The following is a 24,927-nucleotide window of genomic DNA, read 5'->3' as shown; positions in this document are numbered from 1 at the left end:
AGCGCACCGCCATGACAGACCTCGCTGTCGACCTGCCCGGCGTCACCGTGTCCAACCTGGAGGCCCTCGGCCTGCTGATCGAGCCTGCCGCGCCCGGCCAGGACCCGCGCCGCCTGCCCGTGGACGCGCTGCGCGAGCTGGCCCGCCGCCACCACCTCCTGCTGCTGCGCGGGTTCGCCTCCTTTGCCGGGCCGGCGGAGCTGACCGCCTGGAGCGAGAGCTGGGGCGAGATCATGATGTGGCCCTTCGGCGCGGTGCTGGAGCTCATCGAGGCCGAGGCGCCCGCCGACCACATCTTCGACCACTCCTACGTGCCGCTGCACTGGGACGGCATGTACCGGCCCTACATCCCGGAGTTCCAGGTCTTCCACTGCGTCAGCGCGCCCGGTGGCGGCCAGGGCGGCGCGACCACCTTCTGCGACAGCGCGAAGCTGCTCGCGCACACCGACGGGGCCACCTTCGACCGCTGGTCGCGGATCGAGGTGACCTACCGGATCCCCAACCTCAGCCACTACGGCGGCAAGGCCGTCTCCCCGCTGATCGTGCCGCACCCGCGCACCAGCGAGGCGACCCTGCGCTACAACGAGCCGCCGCGCGCCGACGACGACAGCTTCCTCAACCGGCCCGAGCACGAGTTCGCCGGGCTGCCCGCCGAGGAGGTGCCCGCGCTGCTGACCGAGTTGCACGCCGCCACCCACGACCCGCGCTGGTACTACGAGCACAGCTGGCAGCAGGGCGACCTGGTCATCGCGGACAACTACACGCTGCTGCACGGCCGGACCGCGTTCACCCACCGCGCGCCCCGGCACATCCGCCGGGTGCACGTGCTCGGCGAACCGCCGTTGCGCAACCCGGCCAGCCCGAGCGAGGAGCGGGCCGAGAACCGGTGAACCGCAACACGATCGCGGTCGCCCTGCTCACCGTCGGCACCTTCGGGCTGACGTTCTGGGCGGCGGGCTCGGTGGAGCCGCACTACTACTACACCGTCGCGGTGCGCGCGATGAGCGCCGACTGGCACGCCTTCCTCTACGGCGCCATCGACCCGGCGGGCACGCTGAGCGTGGACAAGATCCCGGGCGCGCTGTGGGCGCAGGCCTTGTCCGCGCGGGTGTTCGGCTTCCACGACTGGGCGTTGCTGCTGCCCCAGGCGCTCGCGTCGGCGGCCACGGTGCCGCTGCTCTACGACGCGGTGCGGCGCTGGGCCGGGCGGCGGGCCGGGCTGCTGGCGGGACTGGTGTTCGCGCTGACGCCGATCACCGTGGTGCTGGCCAGGGTGAACATCCCGGACACCCTGCTGGTGCTGTGCCTGGTGGGTGCCGCGCACGCCACGACGTGTGCGCTGCGCTCGCCGCGGGCCTGGCCACTGGCGCTGGCCGGGGTGTGGGTGGGGCTGGGGTTCCAGATGAAGCTCGGGCAGGCGTTGCTGGTCCTGCCCGCGCTGGCCGTGCCCTACCTGGTAGCGGCTTCCGTGCCGGTGCGGGCGCGGCTGCTGCGGCTGTTGCTCGCCGGGCTGGTGACCGCGGTGGTCAGCTGCGCCTGGCTGGTGCTGGTCGCGCTGACTCCGGCCGCGAACCGGCCGTATGTGGATGGCAGCACCGGGAACTCGGTGTGGGACATGGCTTTCCGGTACAACGGGCTCGGCCGGTTCACGCACACCGACGCCGCGGCCGGACAGGTGGCGAGCTTCCTCGCCGACTTCGGCGGTCCGCCGGGGATCGGTCGGCTGGCCAATGCCGAGCTGGGCACGCAGATCGCCTGGCTGCTGCCGTTCGCGGTGCTCGCGCTGGCCGTCGGGCTGGTGGCCGGGCGCAAGTGCCAGTCCACAGTGGACGGATGGCTGCTGTGGGGGTTGTGGCTGGGTGTGCACGCGGTGGTGTTCAGTGCGGCATCCGGCATCCATCCGTACTACGCGGCCGCGCTGACCCCGGCGATCGCGGCGTTGACCGGGGCGGGCCTGGTGCTGCTGGCCAGGTTGTGGCGCGCGGGTGGGGGTGCGGCGTGGCTGCTGCCGCTGGGTGTGGCGGTGAGCGGGGCCTGGGCCGCGGTGCTGTCGGCGCGGGGCTCGGTGCTGCCCGCGGGGGTGGACGGGCTGACCGCGCTGGTGCTCGGCCTGACCACAGTGACGGTCGTCGCGCTGGTGGTGGGTGCGCTGCACCCGTTGCCACGCTTGACGATCCCGGCGGTCGTCGGCTCCGTGCTGGTGTTGCTGGTCGCTCCGGCGACGTGGTCGGTGGCGGCTTCCGGCAAGGCGTTCCCGAGCCTGACCGCGCTCAACCCCGTCGCGGGACCGGGTGATCCGTTGCCGGCCGCGGGGATGGCCGCCATGCACGGGTTGCCGCCGGACACCCCGTTGCCGCCGGGGCTGGGTGACATGCACATGGTCACCCCGAACCGGGGGCTGCTCAGCTATGTCGAGAGACAGCACCGGGGGGAGCGCTACCTGCTAGCGGTGCCGACCGTGAACACCGCGGCGCCCTACCTGCGGCTCGGGCACAGCGTGCTGCCCATGGGCGGGTTCACCGGCGCGGCCGCGGTGCCCACCCTGGCCGAACTGGATAACCTGGTGCGCACCAAGGCATTGCGGTTCGTCATGGTGGCCGGGTTCCACGGCGGGATGGGCGGGCCGGTCGCCCAGGAGCGGCAGCGGTGGGTCGCCGAGCACTGCGCCGCCGTGCCCTTCGCCGACTACCGAGGACCCAGCGGGCCGCCGGAGGCGCCCGAGACGCTCTACGACTGCCAGGCAGGTGCCCGATGATCGAGTTGCGCCGGTTGGCCCGGCACGCGGTGCCGATCACCGCGGTGTCGGTGGCGCTGTTCCTGGCGCTGGCCGTGCTGCACTGGGCGATCACCGGGTACGTGGTGATGTCGGACTTCTGGGACCTCAAGGTCTACCGGGCCGGTGGCGAGGCGGTGCTGACCGGGGAACCGCTCTACCCCGGCAAGCTCGCCGGCGGGATGTTCGCCTTCACCTACCCGCCGTTCGCGGCGCTGCTGTTCCTGCCGCTGGCCTTCGGGCCGGAGCAGTTGGGGCAGTACCTGGTGTTCCTGGCCAACGTCGCCGCGCTGGCCGCGGTGGTGTGGGTGGGCCTGCGCGCGGTCGGCGCGCCGCGCGGCCGGGAGCTGGGGCGGCTGACCATGGTGCTGACCGCGCTGCTGTTCTGGCTGGAACCGGTGTCCTGGACGGTGTACCTGGGGCAGGTCAACCTGCTGCTGATGGCGCTGGTGGTGGTGGACCTGCTGCGGTTGCCGCGACGCTGGCGCGGGGTGGGGGTGGGCATCGCCGCCGGGATCAAGATCGTGCCCGCCTTCTTCATCCTGCACCTGCTGCTGACCCGGCAGTACCGCGCGGCCGCCACGGCCGCCGGGACCGCGGTCGCGACGGTGCTGGTGAGCCTGGTCCTGCTGCCGGGGGACACCCTGCGGTTCTGGACCGGCACGTTCGCCATGACCGAGCGGGTCGGCGATGTGGAGAGCCCGATGAACCAGTCGCTCAACGGCCTGCTGTCCCGGATCCTGGGGGTGGACAGCACCCCGCTGTGGCTGTGGCTGCCACTGGCGTTGCTCGCCGCGGGGGCCGGGCTGTGGGTGGCGTGGCGGGCGCAGCGGGACGGGCGGCGGCTGCTCGCGGTGTCCCTGGTCGGGCTGACCGCGGCGATGGTGTCGCCGATCTCGTGGAGCCACCACTGGGTGTGGTTCGTGCCGCTGCTGATCGGATTGCCGCCGCTGCTGGTGGACGGGGTGGCGGTGCGCGCGGCCGGGGTGTTCGCGGCGCTGCTGAGCTTCGCCTGGCCGCTGCACTTCTTCGACGGGCACCGGATGGACCTGCCGCCGCTGGGGCTGATCGGGCTGCCGGCCGCAGGCGGGCTGGAACTGTTGTACCAGAACGCCTATCCGCTGGGGTTCCTGGTCATCGTGGCGTTCGCAGCTCGTCGAGCAGCTGTGCGAACACCGGTTCGGTGATGATCGGGATGCGGTAGTCCCGGGCCTTGCGCGCCTTGGCGGACAGGGAGTCCGGGTCGGCGGCGACCACGACCTTGGTCCAGCGGCAGACGTTCTCCGGGTGGGTGATGAGTCCGGCGGCGCTGGCGTGGGCCTGGAGGAGCTCGCGGGGCTGGTCGGTCTGGCCGGTGAAGGCGATCCGGTCGCCGGGGTCGAGGCGGAACCCGGCAGGCAGGGGAGCGGGCTCGGCGGCCGGAGCCGGAACGAAGGAGTCCGGGGCGTGGCGGGCGCGGTAGTAGGCGGAGGTGCGGCGGGACTGGCGGTAGGCGGGGGCGTCCGCGCGGCGGGGGCGGCGGGCGACCGGGTGGCCGGGCGCGCCCCGGTGCACCGCGGGGGTGTCCAGCGCGGGCACGAAGGGCCAGCTGCGGGCGCGAGCCGCCGCGATCAACTGCGCCCAGTCGCCCTCGCCCGCGGAGAGGTAGTGGGCCAGCAGCGCCGCGGTGGCGCGGGCGTCATGCAGGGCGGAGTGGGCGTTGGTCAGTGGGATGCCCGCGGCGGCGCAGCAGGCGGCCAGGTTGCGGCGGTCGGTGCTGAGGTAGCGCGGGGCGAGGGTCATGGTGCAGACGCCCTCGGTGGCCACGGCGGGCAGGGGGAGGCCGGCGTTGGCCAGCTCGGCGTGCAGGAAGCGGGCGTCGAAGGTCAGGTTGTGCGCGACCAGGACGCGGCCGGTGAGGCGGGCCACCAGGTCGCCGGCGATGCGGTCGAAGGTCGGCGCGGGCAGGACCTCGCGGGCGCTGATCCGGTGGACGTGCTGGGCGCCCAGGTCACGATGGGGGTTGACCAGGGTGCACCACTCGTCGGTGACCGCGCCCGAGGCGTCGGCCTGCACGACGGCGACCTCGATGATCCGGTCGCGGCCCGCGGCGAACCCCGTGGTCTCGACGTCCACCACCGCGAAGCCCACCGACCCCCCAACCCGTAGCGATCACCGGACGCAGCGTAGCCGTCGTGGTGATCACCGGGTTGTTCAGGCAGTGAGTTCGACGCTCTCGCCGGGGGCCAGCAGGGTCAGCGGCACGCCGGTGCCGGGACCGCGTTCGCCGAGCAGGCTGCTGGTCACGCCCCGGCCCGCCTCGCTGAGCAGCACGTCGTGCACCTGGTACGCCTGCCTCGGCTTGACCTCGCGCAGGTAGTCGACCAGGTGCGCCAGCCGGGACCAGGGCGCGTGCAGCGGCAGCAGCAGCGTGTCCACCTGGCGTTCCGGCACGGTCAGCGCGTCGCCGGGGTGGAACACCGTGCCGCCGAGCAGGAAACCGCTGTTGCGCACCAGCGGGATCTCCGGGTGGATCTCGGCGTGCCAGTCGCCGTGCACCTCCACCGCGACCGCGCCGATGTCGAACCGGTCGCCGTGCCCGACCACGGTGACCCGCCCGCCCAGCCCGGTGAGCTGCGCGGCCACCGCGTCGGTGGTCCAGACCCGCAGCGCCGGGTCGGCGTCCAGGGCCGCGCGCAGGCGCTGGCCGTCGAAGTGGTCGAAGTGCTCGTGTGTGATCAGCACCGCGGTGGCGCCGGTGAGCGCCTCGGGCTCGGTGAACGCGCCGGGGTCGAGCACGATGGTCTCGCCCTCGTGCTCGACCCGGACACAGGCGTGCCCGTACTTGGTCAGTCGCATGGGCCGAACGCTACCGCCGGGCCGGGCGGTCCGCGGCTCAGAACGCGGTCGGCGGCACCCCGGCCCAGGCCGCCCGCAGCTCGGCGGACACCCGGTCGTTGCTGATCGACGGGTGCTCGGCGAAGAGCAGGGTGTGCCGGTCGGCCGGGTCGAACGGTCGCCAGCGGGGCAGCTTGGGCAGGCGCGGGTCGCCGGTGCGGGCGAAGGCGCTGAGCGAGTCGTTGAGCTGCCGCGCCAGCCGGTCGGCGACCTGACGATCAGCCTGCGGGTGCAGGCGTTGCGGGTCGGCCTTGCCGAAGGTGAAGGGCAGGTCGCTGGCGTGCACCGGGCCCAGCGGGGAGGCGTGGGCGTAGTCGAAGCGGTAGGCCCAGGCGCGGCCGCCCGCGCGGTGCACGGCCTCGGCCAGCCAGATCGAGGGGAGCTGGACGAAGATGTCGCTGGCCAGGTCCAGGCGCGGATCGCGACCGGCCGGGGTGTGCTCGCGGTAGGCGGCCTGGATGGCGGCGAACCGATCCGCGCCGGCGACTGACCTGAGCTTGTTCTCCATGCCGGGGACGAACATCGGGAAGATCCCGGCGAGCTGGTTGGACTCGTCCCGGCAGGTGCCGATCAGCACGTCGACCTTCGCGGAGATCCGGCGCAGCGGGTGCACCGGCAGCACGTGACCGTCCAGGACCTGGTGGAAGACCTCGCCGCCGAGCTCGGGGGCGGTGCTGGCCTCGGCGGCCGCGGCCACCACGTCGGCGGCCGGGACGGTGAACAGCTTGGGCGAGTCGGGGGAGGGGATGCCGAGCCGCTTGAGCACGAAGTCGGTGGTGCGCTGGGCCTGGGCCGGGGTGAAGTGCGGGCGGGCGCCGCCGCTCTGCGTCACCGCGCGCCGGAACAGCCCGGCGGCGGCGGGCGCGCCGAGCAGCGACCCGATGGACATGCCGCCCGCGGACTCGCCCATCACCGTCACGTTGCGCGGGTCCCCGCCGAAAGCGCCGATGCACCGGCGCACCCAGCGCAGCGCCTCGACCTGGTCCAGCAGCCCCGTGTTGCCGGATCCGGGCCTGCCGGGCAGGTGCAGGAAACCGAAGGCGTGCAACCGGTAGTTGATGGTCACCAGCACCACGTCGTTGCGCTCGGCGAAGACCGTGCCGTCGTAGTCGCTGCCCGCGCCGCTGATGAACACGCCGCCGTGGATCCACACCACCACCGGGCGGCAGCCCTGGGTGCCGCGGGAGTACACGTTGAGGAACAGGCAGTCCTCGCTCTGCGGACCCGGCGGCCGGGGCGGCCCGGCGAGCTGGTGGGCCACCGGGCCGAACTCGGTCGCCGCGCGCACCCCGCGCCAGGGCCGCACCGGTCTCGGCGCGGTGAACCGGTGTTCGCCGGTGGGCGCCTCGGCGTAGCGGATGCCGCGCCACACCGTGATCCCGTCCTGCCGGACCCCGCGCAGCTTGCCCAGCGGGGTGCGCGCCAGCACGTCCGAGTCGTCCCCGCTCGCGGCCGCCGCCGTGCCCGGCAGCGCCGCCGCCAGCGCCGCGCCCCCGGCCAGTCCGAGCGCCGTCCGCCTGTCCACCTCTGCCATGCCAGCCTCCTGTGTCCGGTTCTCGCTTGTCAGTTCACCTCGGAATGCCCGAAACCGGTCGTCCCGTACGCTGAGGTGACGAAAACCAGCGAACGGCGGGCAACGATGACGAGAACCGGCACCCATGGATGATCTTGACCGTAGGCTGGTGGCCGCGTTGCAGGTCAACGGCCGGGCCACCTGGTCGAGCATCGCGGCCGCGCTGGGCGTTTCCGAGCGGACCGTCACCCGCAGGCTCGGCCCGCTGCTGGCCGGCGGCACAGTGCGGGTGGCCGCCATCCGCAACCCGGTGCTCGACCCCGGCGTCACCGGACTGGCCCTGCGCATCCGCTGCCGTCCCGGCCGCACCCCGCAGGTGGCCGAGGCCCTCTCCGCCCTGCCCGAGGTCTGGCAGGTGCTCATCCTGGAAGGCGGCGACGAGATCGCGGCCACCGTCTGGGTCAGCTCGCCGGAGCGGCTGAAACTGTTGCTGCTCAAGGAACTTCCCCGGCTAGGCGCGATCGACTCCTGGCAGACCAGGCGGCTGCTGTGGATCTACCCGCACTCCCTCGGCTGGCGCGCGCCACTGCTCACCCCGGAGGAACGCGTGCGGCTGGGGGAGACGACCGCGCTGCCCGCCACCCGGCCCCGGCCGGTGCCGGACGAGGTGGACCAGCGGCTCATCGCGCTGCTGCGGGCCGACGGCAGGCTGGGCTACACCGAGCTGGCCAGGCAGAGCAACGTCTCGGAGTCCACCGCCCGCCGCAAAGTCGAGGCGCTGCTGCGCGAGGGCGCGATCGTCATCTCCACCACGGCCGAGCCCCGGCTGCTCGGCTTCCACCTGGAAGCCCTGCTGTGGCTGACCATCCAGCCCGCCGGGCTCGGCCGGGTCGCCGAGGTGCTGGCCGCGCACCCGGCCACCGCGATGGCCGCGACCACCAGCGGGCCCAGCAACCTGCTGGTCTCGGTGGTCTGCCGGGACGGCGAGGACCTCTACGACCTGATCACCGGCACGCTGGGCGCGCTGCCGGAGGTCACCGGCGTGGACGTCACCCCGGTGCTGCACGTCGCGCGCCGCGCCGGGGTCAGCCACTCGGCGTGAAGTACGGCGTGGTCGGCGGCCCGGCCGAGGGCGGCGGCACCTGGAGCACCGGCACCGGTTTGCCGCCGGGGTTGCCCTTGGTCTTGGCGCTGAAGGAGAGCTGGCCGCTGGCGGCGGGCACCTGGTAGGCGTTGTTCAGGTTGAGCAGCTGGCTCAGCACGTCCGCCGGGGTGGGCAGCCGGTCCGCGGCCCTGGACTGCTCGGCGGCCAGCCGGATCGCGCGGGCCGCGGTCACCACCGCGTCGTGGTGCATCACCGCGTAGCCGTCATCCAGCGAGGCCTGGCTGAAGTGCTCGGTGAACGCGGCGTGGAAGTCCCGGTAGTTCGGCGCTTCCGGCGCCCCCTCCCGCCACCGCTCGGCATCCACCGAGGAGGCGTAGACCGCGGTCACGTTGGCCGCGACCAGCTTGCTGATGAGCACCTTCACCAGGCCGAAACCAGTGGCCCCGGTCAGCACGGTGAGCGGCTCGGCCCGGCACACCCGGTGGCTGAGCGCCTCGACGAAGGCCACCAGGTCGCTCTCCCGGCCCGCGTAGAACACCAGCTGCGGGTGCACGGTGCAGATGTTCTTGGTGATGCCGTCGAACATGTTGGGCGTGGCCTCGCCGGGGATGGACGCGCCGACGAAGCTCTGCGGCGGGTAGCGCAGGTAACCGCCGCGGTGGCCGAACTCCCGTTCCAGGGCCTCCTTGAGCGTGCGGGTGTAGAGGTCGGGCTGGTTGGCGTCGTAGACCAGCAGGCCCTCGCGCAGGTCGGGGCGGGTGGCCAGGTGGCGGGCCAGCGCGGCCACGTAGTCGGTGTTGGTGGCATTCGCCCGGATCAGGCCGGTGATGTGCTCGTGGTCCAGGCCGTCGGCGGTGATCAGCGCGCCGATCATGGGCAGCTTCAGCGCGGAGAGCCGTTTCGCCGCCGCCTCGGTCTGCGCCACGCTCATGCCCAGCCCGGCCACCGCGACCAGCCGGTCCGCGCCGCTCATCCGGTTGGCCAGCTCGGCCACCACCGGTTCCCAGTGCCGCAGCCCCGATCCGGCGTTGGCCAGCAGCAGCCGGACCAGCGGCTGCGGGTCACCGGCCAGCGAGCTGCGGTTGACCCGCTGCTGGCCGAGGAAGGTGCCCTGGGTCAGCCGCAGGATCTTGGCCCCGTCCAGCGCGCTGGTGCCGTTCCAGGTCAGCGGGGACAGCAGCGCCACGCTGACGTAGGGCTTGTTCTGCGCCAGCACCCACTCGTTCTCGGCCAGGATCTTGCGCTGCACCTCGGCCAGGTCCGGGTGGAACTCGTAGGAGCCGTCGGTGATCCCGACACACTCACCGTCCACATCGGACACTCCGGAGGACGGCCCGCCGCAGGCGTCCAGCAGCCGCCCGGCCGCCCAGGTGCCGACCCCGGCCAGCAGCACCACCACCGCGGTCAGCACCAGCAGCCTGACCAGCCGTCGTCGGCGGCGCGCCCTGGTGGGCGGGGGAGTGAACAGGTCCTGCTCGACCTCGGCGATCATGACTGCTCCGCGAGTCGGTGGTAACGGCGGGCCTCCTCCAGCAGCACGGTGGGCGCCGCGCCGGAGGAGGTGGCCAGGTCGGTGCAGAAGGAGGCGATCTCCTGGTACAGCTCGCCCCGGGTGTTGCGGCGCAACGGGTCCGCGTCCAGCCACAGCGCGGCGATGAGTCCCGCGGTGGTGCGCTGCACGCGGTCGGACAGGGGCAGGTCCCTGGTGAGCGCGCGCACCTCGGCCACCGCGGGTTCCCGGTGCGGCAGGCGGTTGGGCGCGGCGGTCACCTGGTGCAGCTCGGCCAGCCAGACCTGGGTGTCCACTTCGGACAGTCGCTGGGCCTCGGCGGTGGCGACGGCGGCCAGGTCACCGGCGGCCAGGGCGTAGTAGCGGGCGGCCACCGAGCCCGCCGGGCTGTGCTCGCGCAGCGCGCCGAAGACCGCGGTCCAGCTGGCGGTGTGGGTGTCCGCGCGTTCGGCCAACCGGCGCAACAGCAGGCGCCGCAACAGGTTCCCGTGCTCCGGCCACAGCTGGGCGGCCTTGATCTCGGCCAGCGGGGTGCCGTCGGCGGCGTGCAGCCGCTGCTGCCCGGCCAGCCACAGGCCGTCGTCCTCGGTGCGGGCCGCGGCGCAGGTGATGAGGTCGTCGAGCACGGTCAGCTCCGGGAAGTCCAGCTCCACCGGCTGGTCCTGGAGCAGGCGGTGCAGCATCCGGTCGGCCACGCACAGCCGCTGTTCCTGGCCGAGGCCGTGCGGCTCCTGCCGGGTGAGCAGCTCGCCGAGCTCGGGCCGTTCCTCGGCGTGTGCGCGCAGCGCGTCCACCAGCAGCCGGGCCGCGGCCGGGTGACCGCCGGTGAAGCGGTGGATGGTGTGCGCGATCCGCCGGTCGTCGCCGATCCGCTTGCCCAGCGCGGCGACCCGCTCGCGCACCTCCGCCTCGGTCAGGTCGGGCAGCCGCAGCCGCAACCACCGCGGGCGACGCGGGTCCAGCCTGCGGCACAGCTCGGCGTAGCTCCGGTCGCGTTCGGTCAGCGCGGCCACGTCGGCCGGGTCCACCCGGTCCAGCAGCAGCCCTCTGCTGGTGGCCACCAGGGTCAGCGGATCGGGGTCGGACTGCTGCCGGGTGTCGGTGAGCCGGTCCAGGAACCGGCGGCCCAGCAGGGTGTCCGCGTTGTCCAGCAGGGCCACGCAGTTCAGCGACCACTCCTGCGCGCGGCGGGTGCGGAAGGCCGCGCGCAGGTCGGCCAGGAACGCCCGGCACAGCAGCTGCTCCAGCAGGTAGCGCTCGTGGTCGTCGGCCCCCTCGCGGGCCCACAGGTTGAGGTCCACCAACACTTCCAGGGGGTCCTCGTCCCGGTCCGGCGTGCGGTCCTGGTGCTTGAACCAGCTCAGGAACCGGCCGAGCGCCACCCTGGTCCACCGCCAGCCGCTGGCCCAGCCGACCAGCGCGCCGGTCAGCTTGCCGATCAGCCCGGCCGGCACCGCGGCGGGCAGCTGCGCGGCGTTGAGCGCGTCCCCGGCCGCGGTCTCCAGGATCTGGGCCAGGGCGTCGAGCCTGCGCCGCTGTTGCAGCGTGGCCAGCACCGTGCGGCGGGCGGCGGGCCGGTCCTCCTGGTCGAGGTCCAGCGCGATCACCACGTTGGCCGCGGCCAGCCGGGGGAAGCGCAGGTGCCCGTAGCCGCGGCACCAGCGGTTGAGCTGGAAGGCCAGCGCGGAGAGCAGCTGCGCGACCGAGGCGTGCCTGCTGGACTCCAGGTCCAGCCGGGCGTAGGGCACGTTCTGGTCCAGGCGCTCGCCGAGCTCGGTGAGCAGCGTGGTCTTGCCGCTGCCCCGGGAACCGGTGACCACCAGCACCGGATAGCGCTGGCTGGTCGGGCGCCCGTGCTGCTCCGGCCGGGACATCAGCTCCCGGACCAGCCGCATGGCTGCACTGCGTGATCGGCCCATGGCCCGACGTTAACCACGCGGTCCGGGCACGGTCCCGGAGTGCCTGAAACGTTATGCGGTCAATCGATTACGCACAGCCACCGGCAGGATCCAGGGTGGCAAGCAGCGCCCCGGCCTCGGCCACCAGGAAGTTGTCCTGGATCCGCCGGGCCAGCTCGGCCGCGGCGCGGGCGTAGGCGCGGGCCGGCCGCGGGTCGCGGGCGGACCAGGCCCGGGACAGCGCCAGCAACGCGTCCACCTCGCCGTAGTGGTTGCGGTCCCGGCGGTAATGCTGCCGTGCCCAGCGCAGGCAGTGCAGGGCCTCGTCGGTCTGGCCGAGCCGGGTGTGCGCCTGGCCGAGCACAATCAGCGAGTGGTGCTCGGCGATGGTGTCCGCGCAGCGCCTGGCCAGCTCGAGGGACTCCCTGGCCAGTTCGAGGGCCTCGCGCGGGTTGCCGGTGTCCATGTGCAGCTCGGCCAGTTCGGCCAGCACGTAGCGCTGCGCCCAGTCCGCGCGCACCTGTCTGGTGACCGCGAGGGCGTGCCGGAGCCTGCGCTCGGCCAGCTCGCGCTGGCCCAGCACCCTGGCGTGCGAGCCCAGCAGGTAGAGCACCCAGGGGTTGTGCGGTGGCATGGCGGGGTGCCGGGCCAGCTCCTCGGCCGCGTCCCGGTGGCGCAGCGCCTCCTCGTGCTCGCCGAGGCGGTGGCAGACGTAGAACAGCGCGTTGAGCGTGGTGAGGTGCGAGATCGGGTCGTGCTGCTCGGCCTGGTGCAGCGCCAGGATGCGCAGCTCGTTGGCCTTGATCGCGGCCAGGCTCTGCTCGCGCAGCCCGTAGGAGCCGATGTCGGTGTGGATGGCGGCCGCGCCCGCGGTGAGCCCGGCCTCGGCGTAGCGGTCCAGCGCCAGCTGGTACAGCTCAAGGGCCTGCTCGCGGCGCTCCCGGTACCGTTCCGCGTCGGCCAGGCTGATCAGCGCCACCACCTGCCCCGCCGGGTCGCCCTCGGCCTGCGCCGCGGCCAGGGTGGCCTGCGCCGCGGGCAGGCAGGCCGGGCTGGGGCGGAGCAGGAAGTAGTTGCGCACCACGCCCATCAGCCGCCAGGTCGCCGGGCGCGGGCCCCGCTCGGCGGCGTGCGCGATCAGCGCGGTGATGTTGCCGATCTCGGCGTCCAGCCAGTCGGTGGCCACCCGGTAGTCGGCGAAGCTCACCGCCGGGGGCACCGGCGGGGTCGGGGCCAGCGGCACCTGCCGCCAGTGGCCGTAGAGCGCCCACGAGGCGGTCTCCACGGTCTGGGTGTACCAGCCGTAGAGCCGCAGCACCGCCGCCGTGCGCTCGGCCGGGGTGAGCTCGAGGGCGGCGCGTTCGGCGGCGTACTCGCGGAGCAGGTCGTGCAGGGTGATCCGGTCGTTCGCGGCCGGGCGGATGAGGTGCGCGGTGCTCAGCCGCGCCAGCGCGTCCGCGGCCTCGGCGAGTGGACAGCCGGCCAGCGCGGCGACCGCCTCGGCGCTGAACTCGGCGATGGGGGCCAGGCCGAGCAGGCGGAACACCGCGCGGGCCGGTGGTTCCTGGGCCAGGTAGGAGCAGTCGAAGGTGGCCCGGACCCCGCTGAGCTCGTGCTCGCCGATCTCCAGCGCGCTGAGCCGGTCGCCGTCGAGCAGCTCGCCGACCATCTCCGACAGCGGCCAGGCCGGGTGCGCGGCCAGGTTCGCCGCGGTGATCCGCAGCGCCAGCGGCAGCCGGGCGCAGGCGTTGATCAGCTCCGCGGCCGCGTCCGGTTCGGCGGCCAGCCGCTCGGCGCCGACGGTGGCCGCCAGCAGCTGTCCGGCCTCCTCGTCGTCGAGCACGTCCAGCACGATCGCGCGCACCCCGGCCAGCCGGTTGCGGCTGGTGACCACGACCTGCGCGCCGGGGCCGACGGCCAGCAGCGGACGGAGCTGCTCGTCGTCGAAGACGTTGTCCAGCAACACCAGCAGCTGTCGCTCGGCCACCAACGAGCGGTACAGGTCCGCCGCGGCCGCCACCTCGGCGGGCACCCGTTCGGCAGGCACGCCGAGTCCGCGCAGCAGCCGGTCCAGCGCGGCCAGCGGGGTCAGCGGCTGGCCGGGGGTGTGGCCGAGCAGGTTGAGGTAGAGCTGGCCGTCCGGGAACTCCGCGCGCACCCGGTGTGCCCAGTGCACGGCCAGCGCGGTCTTGCCGACCCCGGCGGTGCCGGTCAGCAGCACCGGTTCGCTGCCCGGCCGCAGCTCGTCGAGCTCGGCCAGCGCGGCGGTGCGGCCGGTGAACCCGCCGATCGCGGGCGGCAGCTGCGCCGGGCGGGGCACGGCCGCCGGGACCACGGTGGTGAAGGTGCTGTGCGCGGCCGGAATCTCGCCGCGCAGCACCCGCAGGTGCGCCTCGCGCAGCGCGGCGCTGGGCCGGACCCCGAGGTCGGCGTCCAGGCGGTCCCGGATGTCGGTGAAGACCTCCAGCGCGGCGGCCTGACGGCCAGAACCGGCCAGGGCGAGCAGCAGCACCGCGTGCAGGTCCTCGTGCAGCGGGTGCTCGGCGGCCAGCGGGCGCAGCGCGCGCACCGCCTGCTCGGCCCGGCCCAGCCGCACGGCCAGCTCGCCGTAGGCCAGCGCGGCCTCGATCCGGCGCCTGCCCACCGCGACCGCCACCGGGTGCTCGCGCAGCCTGCCCGGCAGGTCGGCCAGCACCGGGCCGCGCCACCGGTTCAGCGCCTGCTCGTACTCGGCCAGCGCGGCCACCGGGTCGGTGCCGGCCAGGCTCTCCGCGCGGTCCAGGCCATCGGCGAACTCGGCCAGGTCGAGCTGGCCGGGGCCCGGGTTGAACAGGTAGCCGCCGTGCAGGGTGACCAGGCGGTCGCGGTCGCCGTCGGGCAGCTGCTTGCGCAGCCGGCTGAGGTAGGTGTGCACCAGGCTCTGCCGGGACTCCGGCGGCCGGTCGCCCCACAGCGCGTGGGTGATCTCGCCGTGGCTGACCAGCTGTCCCGCCCGCAGCGCGAGCAGGCCGAGCAGCAGCCGGGGCATGGCCGCCGAGGAGTCCAGCACCGTCGAGCCGCGGGAGAGCAGCAGCGGCCCGAGCACGCCGACGCGCAGCTCGCCCGGCTCGGGCAGCTCCGGATCGGGCAGGCCGACCACCGCGGCCAGCCGGCGCAGGGTGTCCCCGCGCGGGACCTTCACCTCGCCCTGCTCGACTCCGCGCACCGTGCGCACGCTCAGCCCGGCCCGCGCGGCCAGCTCCTCCTGGGTGAGCCCACTGCGCAGCCGGGCGGTGCGCAACGCCGAAACCCACGGTGTGCCAGCCACACCGCAATGCTGCCTGGGCCGGAGCTGGCCTGGCACACCGGGTCTGTGCCAGGCGTTGTGGTAGGTGTTCTCCTGACGGTGGCGCGGGGGAGGAGCAGCGGGGATGAACGCGGGCGAGCCGGTCCGGCAGGCGGTGCTGGAAGCGGTGCTGGAGCGGATCACCTTCGCCAACGAGGAGACCGGCTACACCGTGGCCAGGGTGGACACCGGGCGCGGCGGCGACCTGGTGACCGTGGTCGGCGCGCTGCTGGGCGCGCAGCCGGGGGAGTCGCTGCGGCTGCGCGGCCGGTGGGGTTCGCATCCGCAGTACGGCAAGCAGTTCCACGTGGAGGACTACACGACGGTGCTGCCGGCCACCGTGCAGGGCATCCGGCGGTACCTGGGTTCCGGGCTGATCAAAGGCATCGGGCCGGTGCTGGCCGACCGGATCGTCGAGCACTTCGGCGTGGACTCCCTGGACGTGATCGAGCAGCACCCCGAGCGGCTGATCGAGGTGCCCAAGCTGGGACCCAAGCGCACCAAGCTGATCGCGGCCGCCTGGGAGGAGCAGAAGGCGATCAAGGAGGTGATGGTCTTCCTGCAAGGGGTCGGGGTGTCCACCTCGCTGGCGGTGCGGATCTACAAGCAGTACGCGGAGAAGTCCATCGAGGTGGTCCGCCAGGAGCCCTACCGGCTGGCCAACGACGTGTGGGGCATCGGGTTCCGCACCGCGGACACCATCGCCAAGTCGGTGGGCATCCCGCACGACAGCCCGCAGCGGGTCAAGGCCGGGTTGCAGTTCACCCTGTCCGAGGCGACCGGCAACGGCAACTGCTTCCTGCCGGAGCAGGGGCTGATCAGCGAGGCGATCAAGATCCTCCAGGTGGACACCGGCCTGGTGATCGACTGCCTGGCCGAGCTGGTCGAGGAAGAGGGCGTGGTCCGGGAGCAGGTGCCCGGCGAGGACGCGGAGACCCCGGTCGGCGCGATCTACCTGGTGCCCTTCCACCGCGCCGAGGTCAGCCTGGCCGCCTCGCTGCTGCGGCTGCTGCGCGCGGGGGCGGACTGGATGCCGGACTTCGCCGCGGTGGACTGGGACAAGGCGCTGGCCTGGTTGCACCGGCAGAACAAGACCGAGCTGGCGCCCGCCCAGGAGGAGGCGGTCAAGCTCGCGCTGACCCAGAAGGTCGCGGTGCTCACCGGCGGGCCGGGCTGCGGCAAGAGCTTCACCGTCCGCTCGATCGTAACCCTGGCCAGGGCGAAGAACGCCAGGGTGCTGCTGGCCGCGCCCACCGGCCGCGCCGCCAAGCGCCTCACCGAGCTGACCGGCCACCCGGCGGCCACCGTGCACCGGCTGCTGGAGCTCAAACCCGGCGGGGACGCCGCCTACGACCGGGACCGCCCGCTGCCGGCGGACCTGGTGGTGGTGGACGAGGCGTCCATGCTGGACCTGTTGCTGGCCAACAAGCTGGTCAAGGCGGTCGGCCCCGGCGCGCACCTGCTGCTGGTGGGAGACGTGGACCAGCTCCCCTCGGTGGGCGCGGGCGAGGTGCTGCGCGACCTGCTGGCCGAGGGCAGCCCGATCCCGCACGTGCGGCTGACCCAGGTGTTCCGGCAGGCGCAGCAGTCCGGCGTGGTCACCAACGCGCACCGGATCAACGCGGGCGAGCCGCCGGTGACCGACGGCCTCGACGACTTCTTCCTGTTCCCGGTGGAGGAGGCCGAGGCCGCCGCGGAGCTGACCGTGGACGTGGTGGCCCGGCGGCTGCCGAAGAAGTTCGGCGTCAACCCGCGCCGCGACGTGCAGGTGCTGGCCCCCATGCACCGCGGCCCGGCGGGCGCGGGCACGCTGAACCTGGTGCTGCAGGAGGCGCTCACGCCCAGCCGCCCCGACGTGCCAGAACGCCGCTTCGGCGGCCGGGTGTTCCGGGTGGGGGACAAGGTCACCCAGATCCGCAACAACTACGACAAGGGCGCCAACGGCGTCTTCAACGGCACCCTGGGCGTGGTGGTCGCGCTGGACAACGACGAGCAGAAGCTGACCGTGCGCACCGACGAGGACGAGGACGTCGACTACGAGTTCAGCGAGCTGGACGAGCTGACCCACGCCTACGCGGTCACCATCCACCGCAGCCAGGGCAGCGAGTACCCGGTGGTCGTCATCCCGCTGACCACCAGCTCCTGGATGATGTTGCAGCGCAACCTGCTCTACACCGCGGTGACCCGGGCGAAGCGGATCGTGGTGCTGGTCGGGTCGCGGCGCGCGATCGGCCAGGCGGTGCGCACCGTGGGCGCGGGCCGCCGCCACACCGCGCTGGCCTGGCGACTGCGCGATCACGCCGGCTCGTAACGCAGCGGCACCTCGACCCCGGCCCGCCGGAACAGCCCGGCCACGATCTTGTTGAGCATCCGGTTGACCGCGGCGGAGTCCTTGGCCCGCAGCATCTCGGCGGTGAGGATGTGCCGGGAGTCCTGCCAGGGCTCGCCGGGGTGGAAGACGGTGAGGATGACGGTGACGCCGTAGGGGCGCGGGGTGGCTTGCACGCGCCAGGCGGGGCCGGTGGGCGGGATCAGCGGGATGCGCTGGGTGCTCCAGGTCCAGGAGTGCATGCAGTAGAGGAGCTGGTCGGTGGTCACGCCCTTCATGGTTGGCTTTGCCAGGCTGGCAAGGTAAATCGGCAGCGTCACTTGATGGGGTGAGATTCTGTTGCCCCGAAACGCTTTTTGCCAGCCCGGCCGCGCGGCTCAGGCCTCGAACCCCAGCGCCCGCATGTAGACCGCGAACGGTTCCCCGGCCGGAATCACCCTCGCCGCCTCGAACTCCAGCACGTCCGTGGTGCGCATACCGGTGCGCCGGGCCAGTTCCGCGGCGGTGACGCCCTGGGTCTCGCGGGCCTCGCGCAGCACCTTGGCCAGGTCCTCGGCGTCCTCGCGCGGGGTGAAACCGTTCGTCATCGCTGCTCCTTGCCGTGGTTGTGAAGGGCGTGCTCGCACAGGGCGACCAGTTCGCGGGTGTAGGCGGGAAGGTCCAGGTCCGGTTGGGTGAGCAGGTGTTGCAGCGCGCCGGAGAGCAGCTGCCGGATGATCACCGCGACGGTGCCGGGGTCGAACTCGCGGAACTCGCCCGCGCGCTGTCCGCGCTCCAGCACCTCGGTCAGCCCGGCGAGCTCGGCGGCGTTGGCGGGCCCGGCCCACCGGCCCAGTGCCTCGGGGTGGCCCTGGAGGATCTGCACCAGCGCCCGCATGTGCGTGCGGTGGGTGTCGTAGAACCTGATGCTGCCTTCCAGGTACCCGCGCAGGGCCTGCCAGGCGGAGGTGGCCTCCGCGCTCTCCGGGCGCACCAGCGCGCCGCCGGTGGCGTAGACCTCGGCGACCACCTGGCCGATCAGGTCGTCCTTGCCGTCGAAGTGGTAGGAGATCAGCCCGGGGCTGCTCAGCCCGGCCCGCCGGGCGATCTGCGCGAACGAGGCCTTGGCGTAGCCGAGCTCGGCGATGGTCTCGATCGCGGCGAGCACGATCTGCTTGCGGCGGGCGGCCTCGGTGAACGTCAGTTCGCTCGACCCAGGATTAGGTTGCACGACCTAAATCTAGTCCATCCATCAACCGGTCCGCGGCGGGCGGTCAGAACAGTCCGATCACCAGCGACATGGCGAGGAACAGCACCAGCTGGTAGCCGCAGTTGATGAGGGTCAGCTTCGGCGGCTTCAGCTCGAAGGCGTTGTGCTGGAGGAGCGTGGTCGCCGAGATCGTCAACCAGGCCACCAGACCGACCAGCAGTGCCAGGCCTGCCGACTCGTCGCCGGTGGCCGCCGACGTGATCCCGATGCCGGCCGCCAGTCCGACCGCGGTCACGCTGTTCGCGACGAGCAACTGGGCCATGTTCCGCGGGCTGGCCTTCTTGGACCGTTCCGGGGTCAGGCCGGTCAGCCTCCACCACACGAACACGAAGCCGACCTTGCTGTACCACAGGCCCGCCACGGCCATGCCGACGACGATCGCGAGCACGGTGGCCAGCCAGTTGATCCCCATGGTGCGACTCCTTGATCGTCGATGAGCGTGATAAAATCAACCTCGATGGAAAAAGTCAAGCGAACTCCCGGCCGCTCCTATGGACAGTTCTGCGCACTCGCCCGCGCCCTGGACGTGGTGGGCGACCGCTGGAACCTGCTGATCGTGCGCGAGCTGCTGCCCGGCCCGCTGCGCTACAACGAGCTGAAGTCCTTCCTCGCCGGGATCGCGACCAACCTGCTGGCGGAGCGACTGCGCAGCTTGGAGGGGCACGGGATCGTCGAGCGGCGGCTGGGCGACGCGGGGGTCCTGTACGCCCTGACACCGTGGGGTGCGGGGCTGCGCGAGCCGATGGAGGCGCTGGGCCGGTGGGGCGCGCCGCTGATGACGACCGGCCGTGGCGGCGACTCGTTCCAGCCGCGCTGGCTGGTGCTCGCGCTGCCCGCGCTGCTGCCGGGCGCGACCGCCACTCCCGCGGTCGAACTCGGCTTCGAGGTCGACGGCTTCCTCATCGTCCTGCACATCGACGAGAACGGTCCGCGCGCGGTGGCCGAGCCCGACCGCCGGCCGGAGACGGTCCTGACGGCCGCGCCGGAGGTTGTGGTCGGGCTCGCGACCGGCGCGCTCACGGTCGACCAGGCGGTCGCCGCGGGAGGCATCCGGGGCGATGCCGAAGTTCTCCGCAGAGCTTTCCCCGCTCGCTAGCCGAGGTAACTCCGCAGGTCCGCCGGGTGGCCGAGGCTGGCCTGTGAATTTTGCCAGTGTGATTATTTCAGTGTCGAGCGAAATTAAGCCACGGAACAACGAATGACAACCCCGCCGAGACCGGCCAGACAAGCCGATGCCGGCCGAGCGGCTCAGCGTGCCTCGGTGGCGAACCGGTGCAGGAGGGCCCCGGTGGTCCCGGGGTCCTCGAACATGGGCGTGTGGCCGATCCCGTCGAGGATCTCGATCCGCGCGCCCGGAACCCGCCGGTAGTCCTGGGCGGAGGACGGCTGCCACCGGCGGTCCCGCGCGCCGAAGAGCACCAGGGTCGGCAGGCCGATCCCGGTGAGCCGGTCGGGGAGGGGTCGTTCGGTCAGGAACGCGCTGGCGGCCTCGTCGGTCGCGGTGAGGGCGCGGTAGGTCATGCCGCGGATGTCGGCGATGAGCCGGTCGGGGACGTGCACCTCGCGGGTGAACGCGGTGCCGGCCGCGTCGCGGATCATGCTCTCGGTGCGCAGCCGCCAGAGCAGCTCACCGAGCACCGGGGTGGTCAGCAGGCCGGCGGCGGGGCTGTTGCCGAGGAAGGCGTCCAGCCGGGGGCCGGTGGAGATCAGCATGATCGCGGCCACCAGGTCGCGGCGGCGCTCGGCCAGTGCGGTGGCGACGTAGCCGCCGGTGGAATGGCCGACGATGGTCGCGCGGCGGATGCCGAGGTGGTCGAGCACGGCGGCGACCCGGTCGGCCTGCTCGGCAATGCCGTAGCCGGTGCGCGGTTTGGCCGATCCGCCGTGCCCGAGCAGGTCCAGCCGCAGCACGTGCAGCTCGCGCACGCCCGGCAGCACCGGCTCCCACCAGGCCGTCGAGCCGCTCAGTCCGTGCAGCAGCACCACCGCGGGCGCGCCGGGCGGCCCCTCCCGCACGAGGTGGATGTCCCCGCCGGGCAGGCGCACGATCCGTGCGCCGGTGGCTTCGGTGGTCTCGGCGCGCACGGCCACCGTGTTCGCCGCGAGCAGGAGGGCGAGGCCGCCGAGGGTCAGCAGGGTGATCCGCCGTCGCCGCGGGGTGGGTTTCTGTTCCATGGCGACACCTTCGCGGGGAGCGGGGCGAGGAGTCTTGGCGAAATGTCCGCGCCGCTCCTAGGGTCGGGGCGTGTCAGACACCGCCGCCTGGGAGATCGCGCGACCGTCGCGGGCGCGGCCCGGTGCGGACATGGCCGGGTTCCGCATTCCCGGCGACCGCCCGGCCGAGCTGCGGGCCATCCCGCATCCGGCCGTCACCGTGGCCGTCGAGTTCGGCGACCGTCCGGTGGCCGTGGGCGGGCGGCGGATGACCAGCCTGGCCGCCGGGCTCGGCTTCACCGTGTTCCGGGTGCGGGCCGAGGGGGTCGACTGCGTGCAGCTGCGGCTGTCCCCGCTGCTCGCGCACCCGGTGCTCGGGCTGCCGCTGGCGGAGTTGCGCGGGCAGGTCCTCGCCCTCGACGATCTGTGGGGCCGTGGCACCTCGGCGTTGCGCGAGCGGCTGCACCACGCGCGCACCTGGCCGGAGCGGTTCGCGCTGGTCGAGGCCGAACTGGCGGCGCGACTGGACGCGGGCCGGCCGGTTGATCCCGAGGTGGCCTGGGTGTGGCGGGAGATCCTCGGCAGCCACGGCCGGGTGCGGGTGCGCGAACTGGCGGCGCGGACCGGGTGGAGTCGTCAGCGACTGTGGTCCCGCTTCGGCGCGCAGCTCGGCCTGACCCCCAAGCGCGCGGCCATGCTGGTCCGCTTCGACCACGCCGTGCACCGCCTGGTGCGTGGGCACAGCGCCGCGCGGGTGGCCGCGGAGGGCGGTTATGCCGACCAGTCCCACCTGCACCACGAGATCCGCGCGTTCACCGGCACCACGCCGGTGGCCGCCGCGGGGGAGCCGTGGCTGGCGGTGGACGAGCGGGCCTGGCCGGGCTGAGCGGTCAGGGCGTCAGAGCCAGCGGCAGGGTCGCGATGGTGTGCCGGTCCTGGCGGCCGTCCACCGGGACCACCGGCACGCCAAGGCTTTGCGAGGCCCGCTGCGGGCTCAGCCACAGCCCGTCCGCGGCGACCCCGACCCGCACCCGCGCCCTGGCCACCAGCTCACCGCGGGCCGCCCGGGACAGCGTGTAGGAGGTGCAGGTGAACATCGCCTCCGGCGCGCACCGGCCCAGCAGCGCCACCGCGTCCGCCGGGTCCTTCGGCACGAAACAAGCCTGGCGCAGTCGTCCCACCGAGACGTCGCGCCAGGACTCGGTGACCCGGTGCCGGGCGGTGCCGTCGTTGGCCACCGGGCCGGAGACCACCTCCGGGTCCGCGCCGAGGGCGACCAGCAGCTCCTGGTGCAGTTCCAGGGTGTCCAGGGCGGTGGCCGGGTAGCCGGCTTCGGCGAGCTGGCTGACCAGGCGGTGGGCGGCGCTGGCGATGGCGCGGCGGCTGCCTTCCTCACCGCCGCCGCGGGCCAGCGCGGCCAGGGGTTCCTCGGCGGGGCGGTAGCGCAGGGACAGCCAGTGCACGCGGATCGGGGTGGCCGCGCCGGTGCTGGCCGGCAGGCCGGGGACGGCCCAGATGGTGAGCTGGGCGCTGGTGAGCCGGATGCCGGAGCGTTCGTAGGCCTGGTGGAGCAGTCGGGTCAGCGCGTCCGGCGCAGGGTGTGCGGCCGGCGCGATTCGCACCATCGTGCAGAAACTGCCGTCGGACTCCAGTGTTGCCACTCCTACCCTGTTGCCCGCGCGGTCGACCTGGGTGTGCACGGACAGGTCGGGCAGCAGGGCGCGCAGGGGCGTGGCCGCCTCGCGGGCGGCGAGCCGGCGGCGGCGGTGCCGGAAGCGCAGGTAGAGGGCGGCCCAGCGGTAGGCGGGCAGGCCGCGGACGCGGAGCAGGGTAACGGCGAGGGTGATGGTGGCGACGCTGAGGGCGAGGATGCTCCACGGTCCGAAGGGGACGATGGTGCCGAGCACGGCCAGGGCCGCGATTTCCGCGACGGCAATTGTGCCCGCGCCCAACGGCACCACCCGTCCCCGCCGACCGGTCGAGAGAACGCTCATCCGCATGCACCACCGAGTGTTTGGGAATTCCTTGCGGCACAAGGATTTCAGTCAACAGATGACCGGAACTGTCCGTGGTGATCGATAGTATTGCGCAGCAGTGCGACGGCGCGAGGGGGCGGCGGTGTGGACCCAGAAGGACCAGGTGCAGGCGTACCAGTTCCTGCGCAGGCGGCTGGTCTCCGCGCTGGTGGCCGGGGACGCCAACCACCCGGTCTCACCGAGCAGGCGGCTGTTGCTGGGCACGGTGCTCGGGATCGCGGTGGCGCTGCTGGTCACCGCGGTGTTCGGGATCATCGGGGTGCTCAGCCCGGCGCGGGCCGCGGAGTGGAAGCAGGGCGGCCAGGTGATCGTGGAGAAGGAGACCGGCGCCCGGTTCGTGCTCGGTGAGGGCGACCTGCTGCACCCGGTGCTGAACTTCGCCTCCGCGCGGCTGCTGGCCGGTGGCAACGGGGACCGCACGGTGACCGTGCCCGCCAAGACCCTGGCCGACCTGCCCAGGGGCGCGACGGTGGGTATCGCGGGCGCGCCGGACTCGTTGCCGGAGACCGGGCGGCTGCTGGGCGGGCCGTGGACGACGTGTTCGCGTGGTTCGGCCGATCTGCCCGCCAACGTGGAGCCGGGTTCGAGTGTGTCGGTGGGGCGCGCGCCGGGTGGGCGGGAGCTGCGGGCGGGGGAGGGGCTGCTGGTGCGGCTGGCCTCCGGGGAGCGGTTCCTGTTGACCGGTGGGCACCGGTTCAAGCTGGCCGACGAGCGGGCGGTGGTGGCGCTGGGGTACGAGCCGGTGCGGGCGCTGCCGGTGGCGCGGAACTGGCTGAACACGGTGCCGGTGGGCCGGGACCTGGCGGTGGTTCCGTTGCGGCAGGCGGGATCTCCGGGCCCGCGACTGGGCACTGTGGACACTCGAGTGGGGCAGGTGCTCCAGGCCGAGGGGGTGGCGGACGGGTTCTACGTGGTGCGCGCGGACGGGGTGGCGCCGGTGACCGAGACCGAGGCCAGGCTGGTGCTGGCCGCGCCGGGCAACGCGGCGGCCTATCCGGACCGGCGGGCGCGGGTGCTGGCGGTGCCCGCGGCGGAGCTGGCCGAGGCGCCGAGGGCGGAGAGCCCTGGCGAGCGGGAGCCGACCGGATATCCGTTGCGGCGACCGGAACCGGTGTCCCTCGGCGGGTTGCCGGGCACGGTGTGCGCGAGCGATTTCGGGGCCACCGGGGCGAAGCTGACCTATGGCGACGCCGCGGTCAGTCCGTCCACTGTGGACGATCAAGGGCGGGTGGCGGACGTGGCGCTGGTGCCGGGCGGGGCCGGGGCGCTGGTGGCGGATCAGCCTGCGCCGGGGGCGTCCTCCGGTGCGGTGTACCTGGTGACCGATGCCGGGGTGAAGTTCCCGGTGGCGGGTGCGGAGTCGGTGCAGGCTCTGGGATATGGGGCGGTGGCCCGTCGGCCGGTGCCCGCGGGTGTGCTGGCGTTGTTGCGGACCGGTCCGGTGCTGGACCGTGCCAAGGCGCAGGAGGTGGTGGCGCGGTGAGCGGAGCGCGGATCAGGGTCGGGGTCATCGAGGATCATCCGCTGTACCGGGCCGCGGTGGCCAGGGTGCTGGCGGACGCGCCCGATGTCGAGCTGGACGGGGTGGCCGAGTCGGTGGCGCAGTTCGCCGCGCGGCGCAGCGGGTCCGGTTCGGTGGTGGTGCTGGACCTGAAGCTGCCGGGGGTGCGGGACGCGGCCGCGGTGATGGAGGTGGTCGGCATGGGGCACCGGGTGCTGGTGGTCTCGGCGCACGCCGGGCAGTCGGAGGTGCTGGGCGCGATCGCGGCCGGGGCCAGGGGTTATCTGTCCAAGGACAGCGACGGGGACGAGATCCTGCGTGCGGTGCGGGAGATCGCGGCCGGGAACAGCTATGTGTCGCCGACGCTGGCCTCCTACGTGCTCAACGCCTCGCGGGACCGCAACAACGGGCCGGTGATCGAGCTGTCGGTGCGGGAGCGGCAGGTGCTGGCGTTGCTGGCGGCGGGGGAGCGGGACCAGGACATCGCGGAGGCGATGGCGATCAGCGTGCGCACGGTGCGTTCGTACCTGGACCGGATCCGGGACAAGACGGGCTGTCGCCGCCGGCCGGAGCTGACCCGGTATGCGATCGAGGAGGGGCTGGCGCACAGCACACCCACCGACTGGGCGGGCCGGGCCTGATGGGGCGGCGCGCCGC

At 73.4% G+C, this 24,927-nt stretch carries 21 protein-coding genes; 9 read left to right on the top strand and 12 right to left on the bottom strand.

Annotated elements, in window-relative coordinates:
• The first annotated feature begins 11 nt into the window (after window positions 1-11).
• From N8J89_RS22510 to N8J89_RS22500, 3 genes are read left to right on the top strand one after another with little or no spacing between them, the layout of a single operon-like run.
• Window positions 12-890: a TauD/TfdA dioxygenase family protein gene (locus tag N8J89_RS22510; RefSeq protein WP_283658968.1), complete on the top strand. Its 879-nt coding sequence runs from the start codon at window positions 12-14 to the stop codon at window positions 888-890.
• A complete protein-coding gene (locus N8J89_RS22505) occupies window positions 887-2,755 on the top strand; it encodes an ArnT family glycosyltransferase (protein ID WP_283658967.1) in 1,869 nt (622 codons plus the stop codon). The genes N8J89_RS22510 and N8J89_RS22505 overlap by 4 nt, the downstream gene beginning before the upstream one ends.
• On the top strand, window positions 2,752-3,960 hold the full coding sequence (locus N8J89_RS22500; RefSeq protein WP_283658966.1) for a glycosyltransferase 87 family protein: 1,209 nt from the start codon (window positions 2,752-2,754) through the stop codon (window positions 3,958-3,960). Before N8J89_RS22505 ends, N8J89_RS22500 begins: the two co-directional genes overlap by 4 nt.
• On the opposite strand, the gene N8J89_RS22495 is transcribed toward N8J89_RS22500, so the two are convergent.
• The 3 genes from N8J89_RS22495 to N8J89_RS22485 form a co-directional block, all read right to left on the bottom strand.
• Window positions 3,908-4,903, bottom strand: coding sequence for an exonuclease domain-containing protein (locus N8J89_RS22495; RefSeq protein WP_283658965.1), 996 nt, complete (start codon window positions 4,901-4,903; stop codon window positions 3,908-3,910). The two genes, N8J89_RS22500 and N8J89_RS22495, sit on opposite strands and share 53 nt — an antisense overlap.
• 63 nt (window positions 4,904-4,966) lie before the next feature.
• Window positions 4,967-5,611 carry an MBL fold metallo-hydrolase gene (locus N8J89_RS22490; protein ID WP_283658964.1) on the bottom strand — a complete coding sequence of 215 codons (645 nt, stop codon included), beginning with the start codon at window positions 5,609-5,611 and terminating at the stop codon, window positions 4,967-4,969.
• Between the two features lie 37 nt (window positions 5,612-5,648).
• Entirely contained in the window at window positions 5,649-7,184 is a 1,536-nt protein-coding gene (locus N8J89_RS22485; RefSeq protein ID WP_283658963.1) for a carboxylesterase/lipase family protein, read from the bottom strand.
• A gap of 124 nt (window positions 7,185-7,308) precedes the next feature.
• Here N8J89_RS22485 and N8J89_RS22480 point away from each other — a divergent pair, with 124 nt between their 5' ends.
• On the top strand, window positions 7,309-8,265 hold the full coding sequence (locus N8J89_RS22480; RefSeq protein WP_283658962.1) for an Lrp/AsnC family transcriptional regulator: 957 nt from the start codon (window positions 7,309-7,311) through the stop codon (window positions 8,263-8,265).
• Here N8J89_RS22480 and N8J89_RS22475 read toward each other — a convergent pair.
• From N8J89_RS22475 to N8J89_RS22465, 3 genes are all read right to left on the bottom strand, one after another.
• The gene (locus N8J89_RS22475) at window positions 8,249-9,760 is read right to left on the bottom strand and encodes an ABC transporter substrate-binding protein (RefSeq protein WP_283658961.1); all 1,512 of its coding nucleotides are present in this window, start codon (window positions 9,758-9,760) and stop codon (window positions 8,249-8,251) included. The two genes, N8J89_RS22480 and N8J89_RS22475, sit on opposite strands and share 17 nt — an antisense overlap.
• Window positions 9,757-11,697 (bottom strand): AAA family ATPase, encoded by a 1,941-nt coding sequence (locus tag N8J89_RS22470; protein ID WP_283658960.1) that lies wholly within the window; start codon window positions 11,695-11,697, stop codon window positions 9,757-9,759. Before N8J89_RS22470 ends, N8J89_RS22475 begins: the two co-directional genes overlap by 4 nt.
• Before the next feature lie 67 nt (window positions 11,698-11,764).
• Window positions 11,765-14,983, bottom strand: a complete 3,219-nt coding sequence (locus N8J89_RS22465) for a BTAD domain-containing putative transcriptional regulator (protein WP_283658959.1) — start codon at window positions 14,981-14,983, stop codon at window positions 11,765-11,767.
• Window positions 14,984-15,086: 103 nt separating this feature from the next.
• Between N8J89_RS22465 and recD2 the strand changes: the two genes are divergently transcribed.
• The gene (gene recD2 / locus N8J89_RS22460) at window positions 15,087-17,312 is read left to right on the top strand and encodes an SF1B family DNA helicase RecD2 (RefSeq protein WP_283658958.1); all 2,226 of its coding nucleotides are present in this window, start codon (window positions 15,087-15,089) and stop codon (window positions 17,310-17,312) included.
• Here the strand turns inward: recD2 and N8J89_RS22455 are convergent.
• From N8J89_RS22455 to N8J89_RS22440, 4 genes are all read right to left on the bottom strand, one after another.
• Window positions 17,297-17,599 carry a hypothetical protein gene (locus tag N8J89_RS22455; protein ID WP_283658957.1) on the bottom strand — a complete coding sequence of 101 codons (303 nt, stop codon included), beginning with the start codon at window positions 17,597-17,599 and terminating at the stop codon, window positions 17,297-17,299. The two genes, recD2 and N8J89_RS22455, sit on opposite strands and share 16 nt — an antisense overlap.
• Window positions 17,600-17,707: 108 nt before the next feature.
• A complete protein-coding gene (locus N8J89_RS22450) occupies window positions 17,708-17,917 on the bottom strand; it encodes a helix-turn-helix domain-containing protein (RefSeq protein ID WP_252480399.1) in 210 nt (69 codons plus the stop codon).
• Complete coding sequence (locus N8J89_RS22445; RefSeq protein WP_283658956.1) at window positions 17,914-18,540, bottom strand: TetR/AcrR family transcriptional regulator; 627 nt, start codon at window positions 18,538-18,540, stop codon at window positions 17,914-17,916. The genes N8J89_RS22450 and N8J89_RS22445 overlap by 4 nt, the downstream gene beginning before the upstream one ends.
• Before the next feature lie 43 nt (window positions 18,541-18,583).
• Window positions 18,584-18,991 carry a DUF1761 domain-containing protein gene (locus tag N8J89_RS22440; RefSeq protein WP_283658955.1) on the bottom strand — a complete coding sequence of 136 codons (408 nt, stop codon included), beginning with the start codon at window positions 18,989-18,991 and terminating at the stop codon, window positions 18,584-18,586.
• 45 nt (window positions 18,992-19,036) lie between these two features.
• On the opposite strand from N8J89_RS22440, the gene N8J89_RS22435 reads away from it, so the two are divergent.
• Entirely contained in the window at window positions 19,037-19,675 is a 639-nt protein-coding gene (locus N8J89_RS22435) for a winged helix-turn-helix transcriptional regulator (RefSeq protein WP_283658954.1), read from the top strand.
• A gap of 152 nt (window positions 19,676-19,827) precedes the next feature.
• On the opposite strand, the gene N8J89_RS22430 is transcribed toward N8J89_RS22435, so the two are convergent.
• Entirely contained in the window at window positions 19,828-20,754 is a 927-nt protein-coding gene (locus tag N8J89_RS22430; protein WP_283658953.1) for an alpha/beta fold hydrolase, read from the bottom strand.
• A 70-nt stretch (window positions 20,755-20,824) separates the two neighbouring features.
• Between N8J89_RS22430 and N8J89_RS22425 the strand changes: the two genes are divergently transcribed.
• Window positions 20,825-21,619, top strand: coding sequence for an AraC family transcriptional regulator (locus N8J89_RS22425; protein ID WP_283658952.1), 795 nt, complete (start codon window positions 20,825-20,827; stop codon window positions 21,617-21,619).
• 4 nt (window positions 21,620-21,623) lie between these two features.
• Here N8J89_RS22425 and N8J89_RS22420 read toward each other — a convergent pair whose 3' ends face one another.
• Window positions 21,624-22,727, bottom strand: coding sequence for a type VII secretion protein EccE (locus N8J89_RS22420; RefSeq protein WP_283658951.1), 1,104 nt, complete (start codon window positions 22,725-22,727; stop codon window positions 21,624-21,626).
• 100 nt (window positions 22,728-22,827) lie between these two features.
• Here N8J89_RS22420 and eccB point away from each other — a divergent pair, with 100 nt between their 5' ends.
• Together eccB and N8J89_RS22410 are read left to right on the top strand one after the other, a co-directional pair.
• Window positions 22,828-24,252, top strand: coding sequence for a type VII secretion protein EccB (eccB, locus tag N8J89_RS22415; RefSeq protein ID WP_283658950.1), 1,425 nt, complete (start codon window positions 22,828-22,830; stop codon window positions 24,250-24,252).
• Window positions 24,249-24,911: a LuxR C-terminal-related transcriptional regulator gene (locus N8J89_RS22410; RefSeq protein ID WP_283658949.1), complete on the top strand. Its 663-nt coding sequence runs from the start codon at window positions 24,249-24,251 to the stop codon at window positions 24,909-24,911. Before eccB ends, N8J89_RS22410 begins: the two co-directional genes overlap by 4 nt.
• Window positions 24,912-24,927: the final 16 nt, after the last annotated feature.

Source organism: Crossiella sp. CA-258035 (assembly GCF_030064675.1).
GTDB lineage: Bacteria > Actinomycetota > Actinomycetes > Mycobacteriales > Pseudonocardiaceae > Crossiella.
This window is presented reverse-complemented; position numbering and strand designations above follow the sequence as displayed.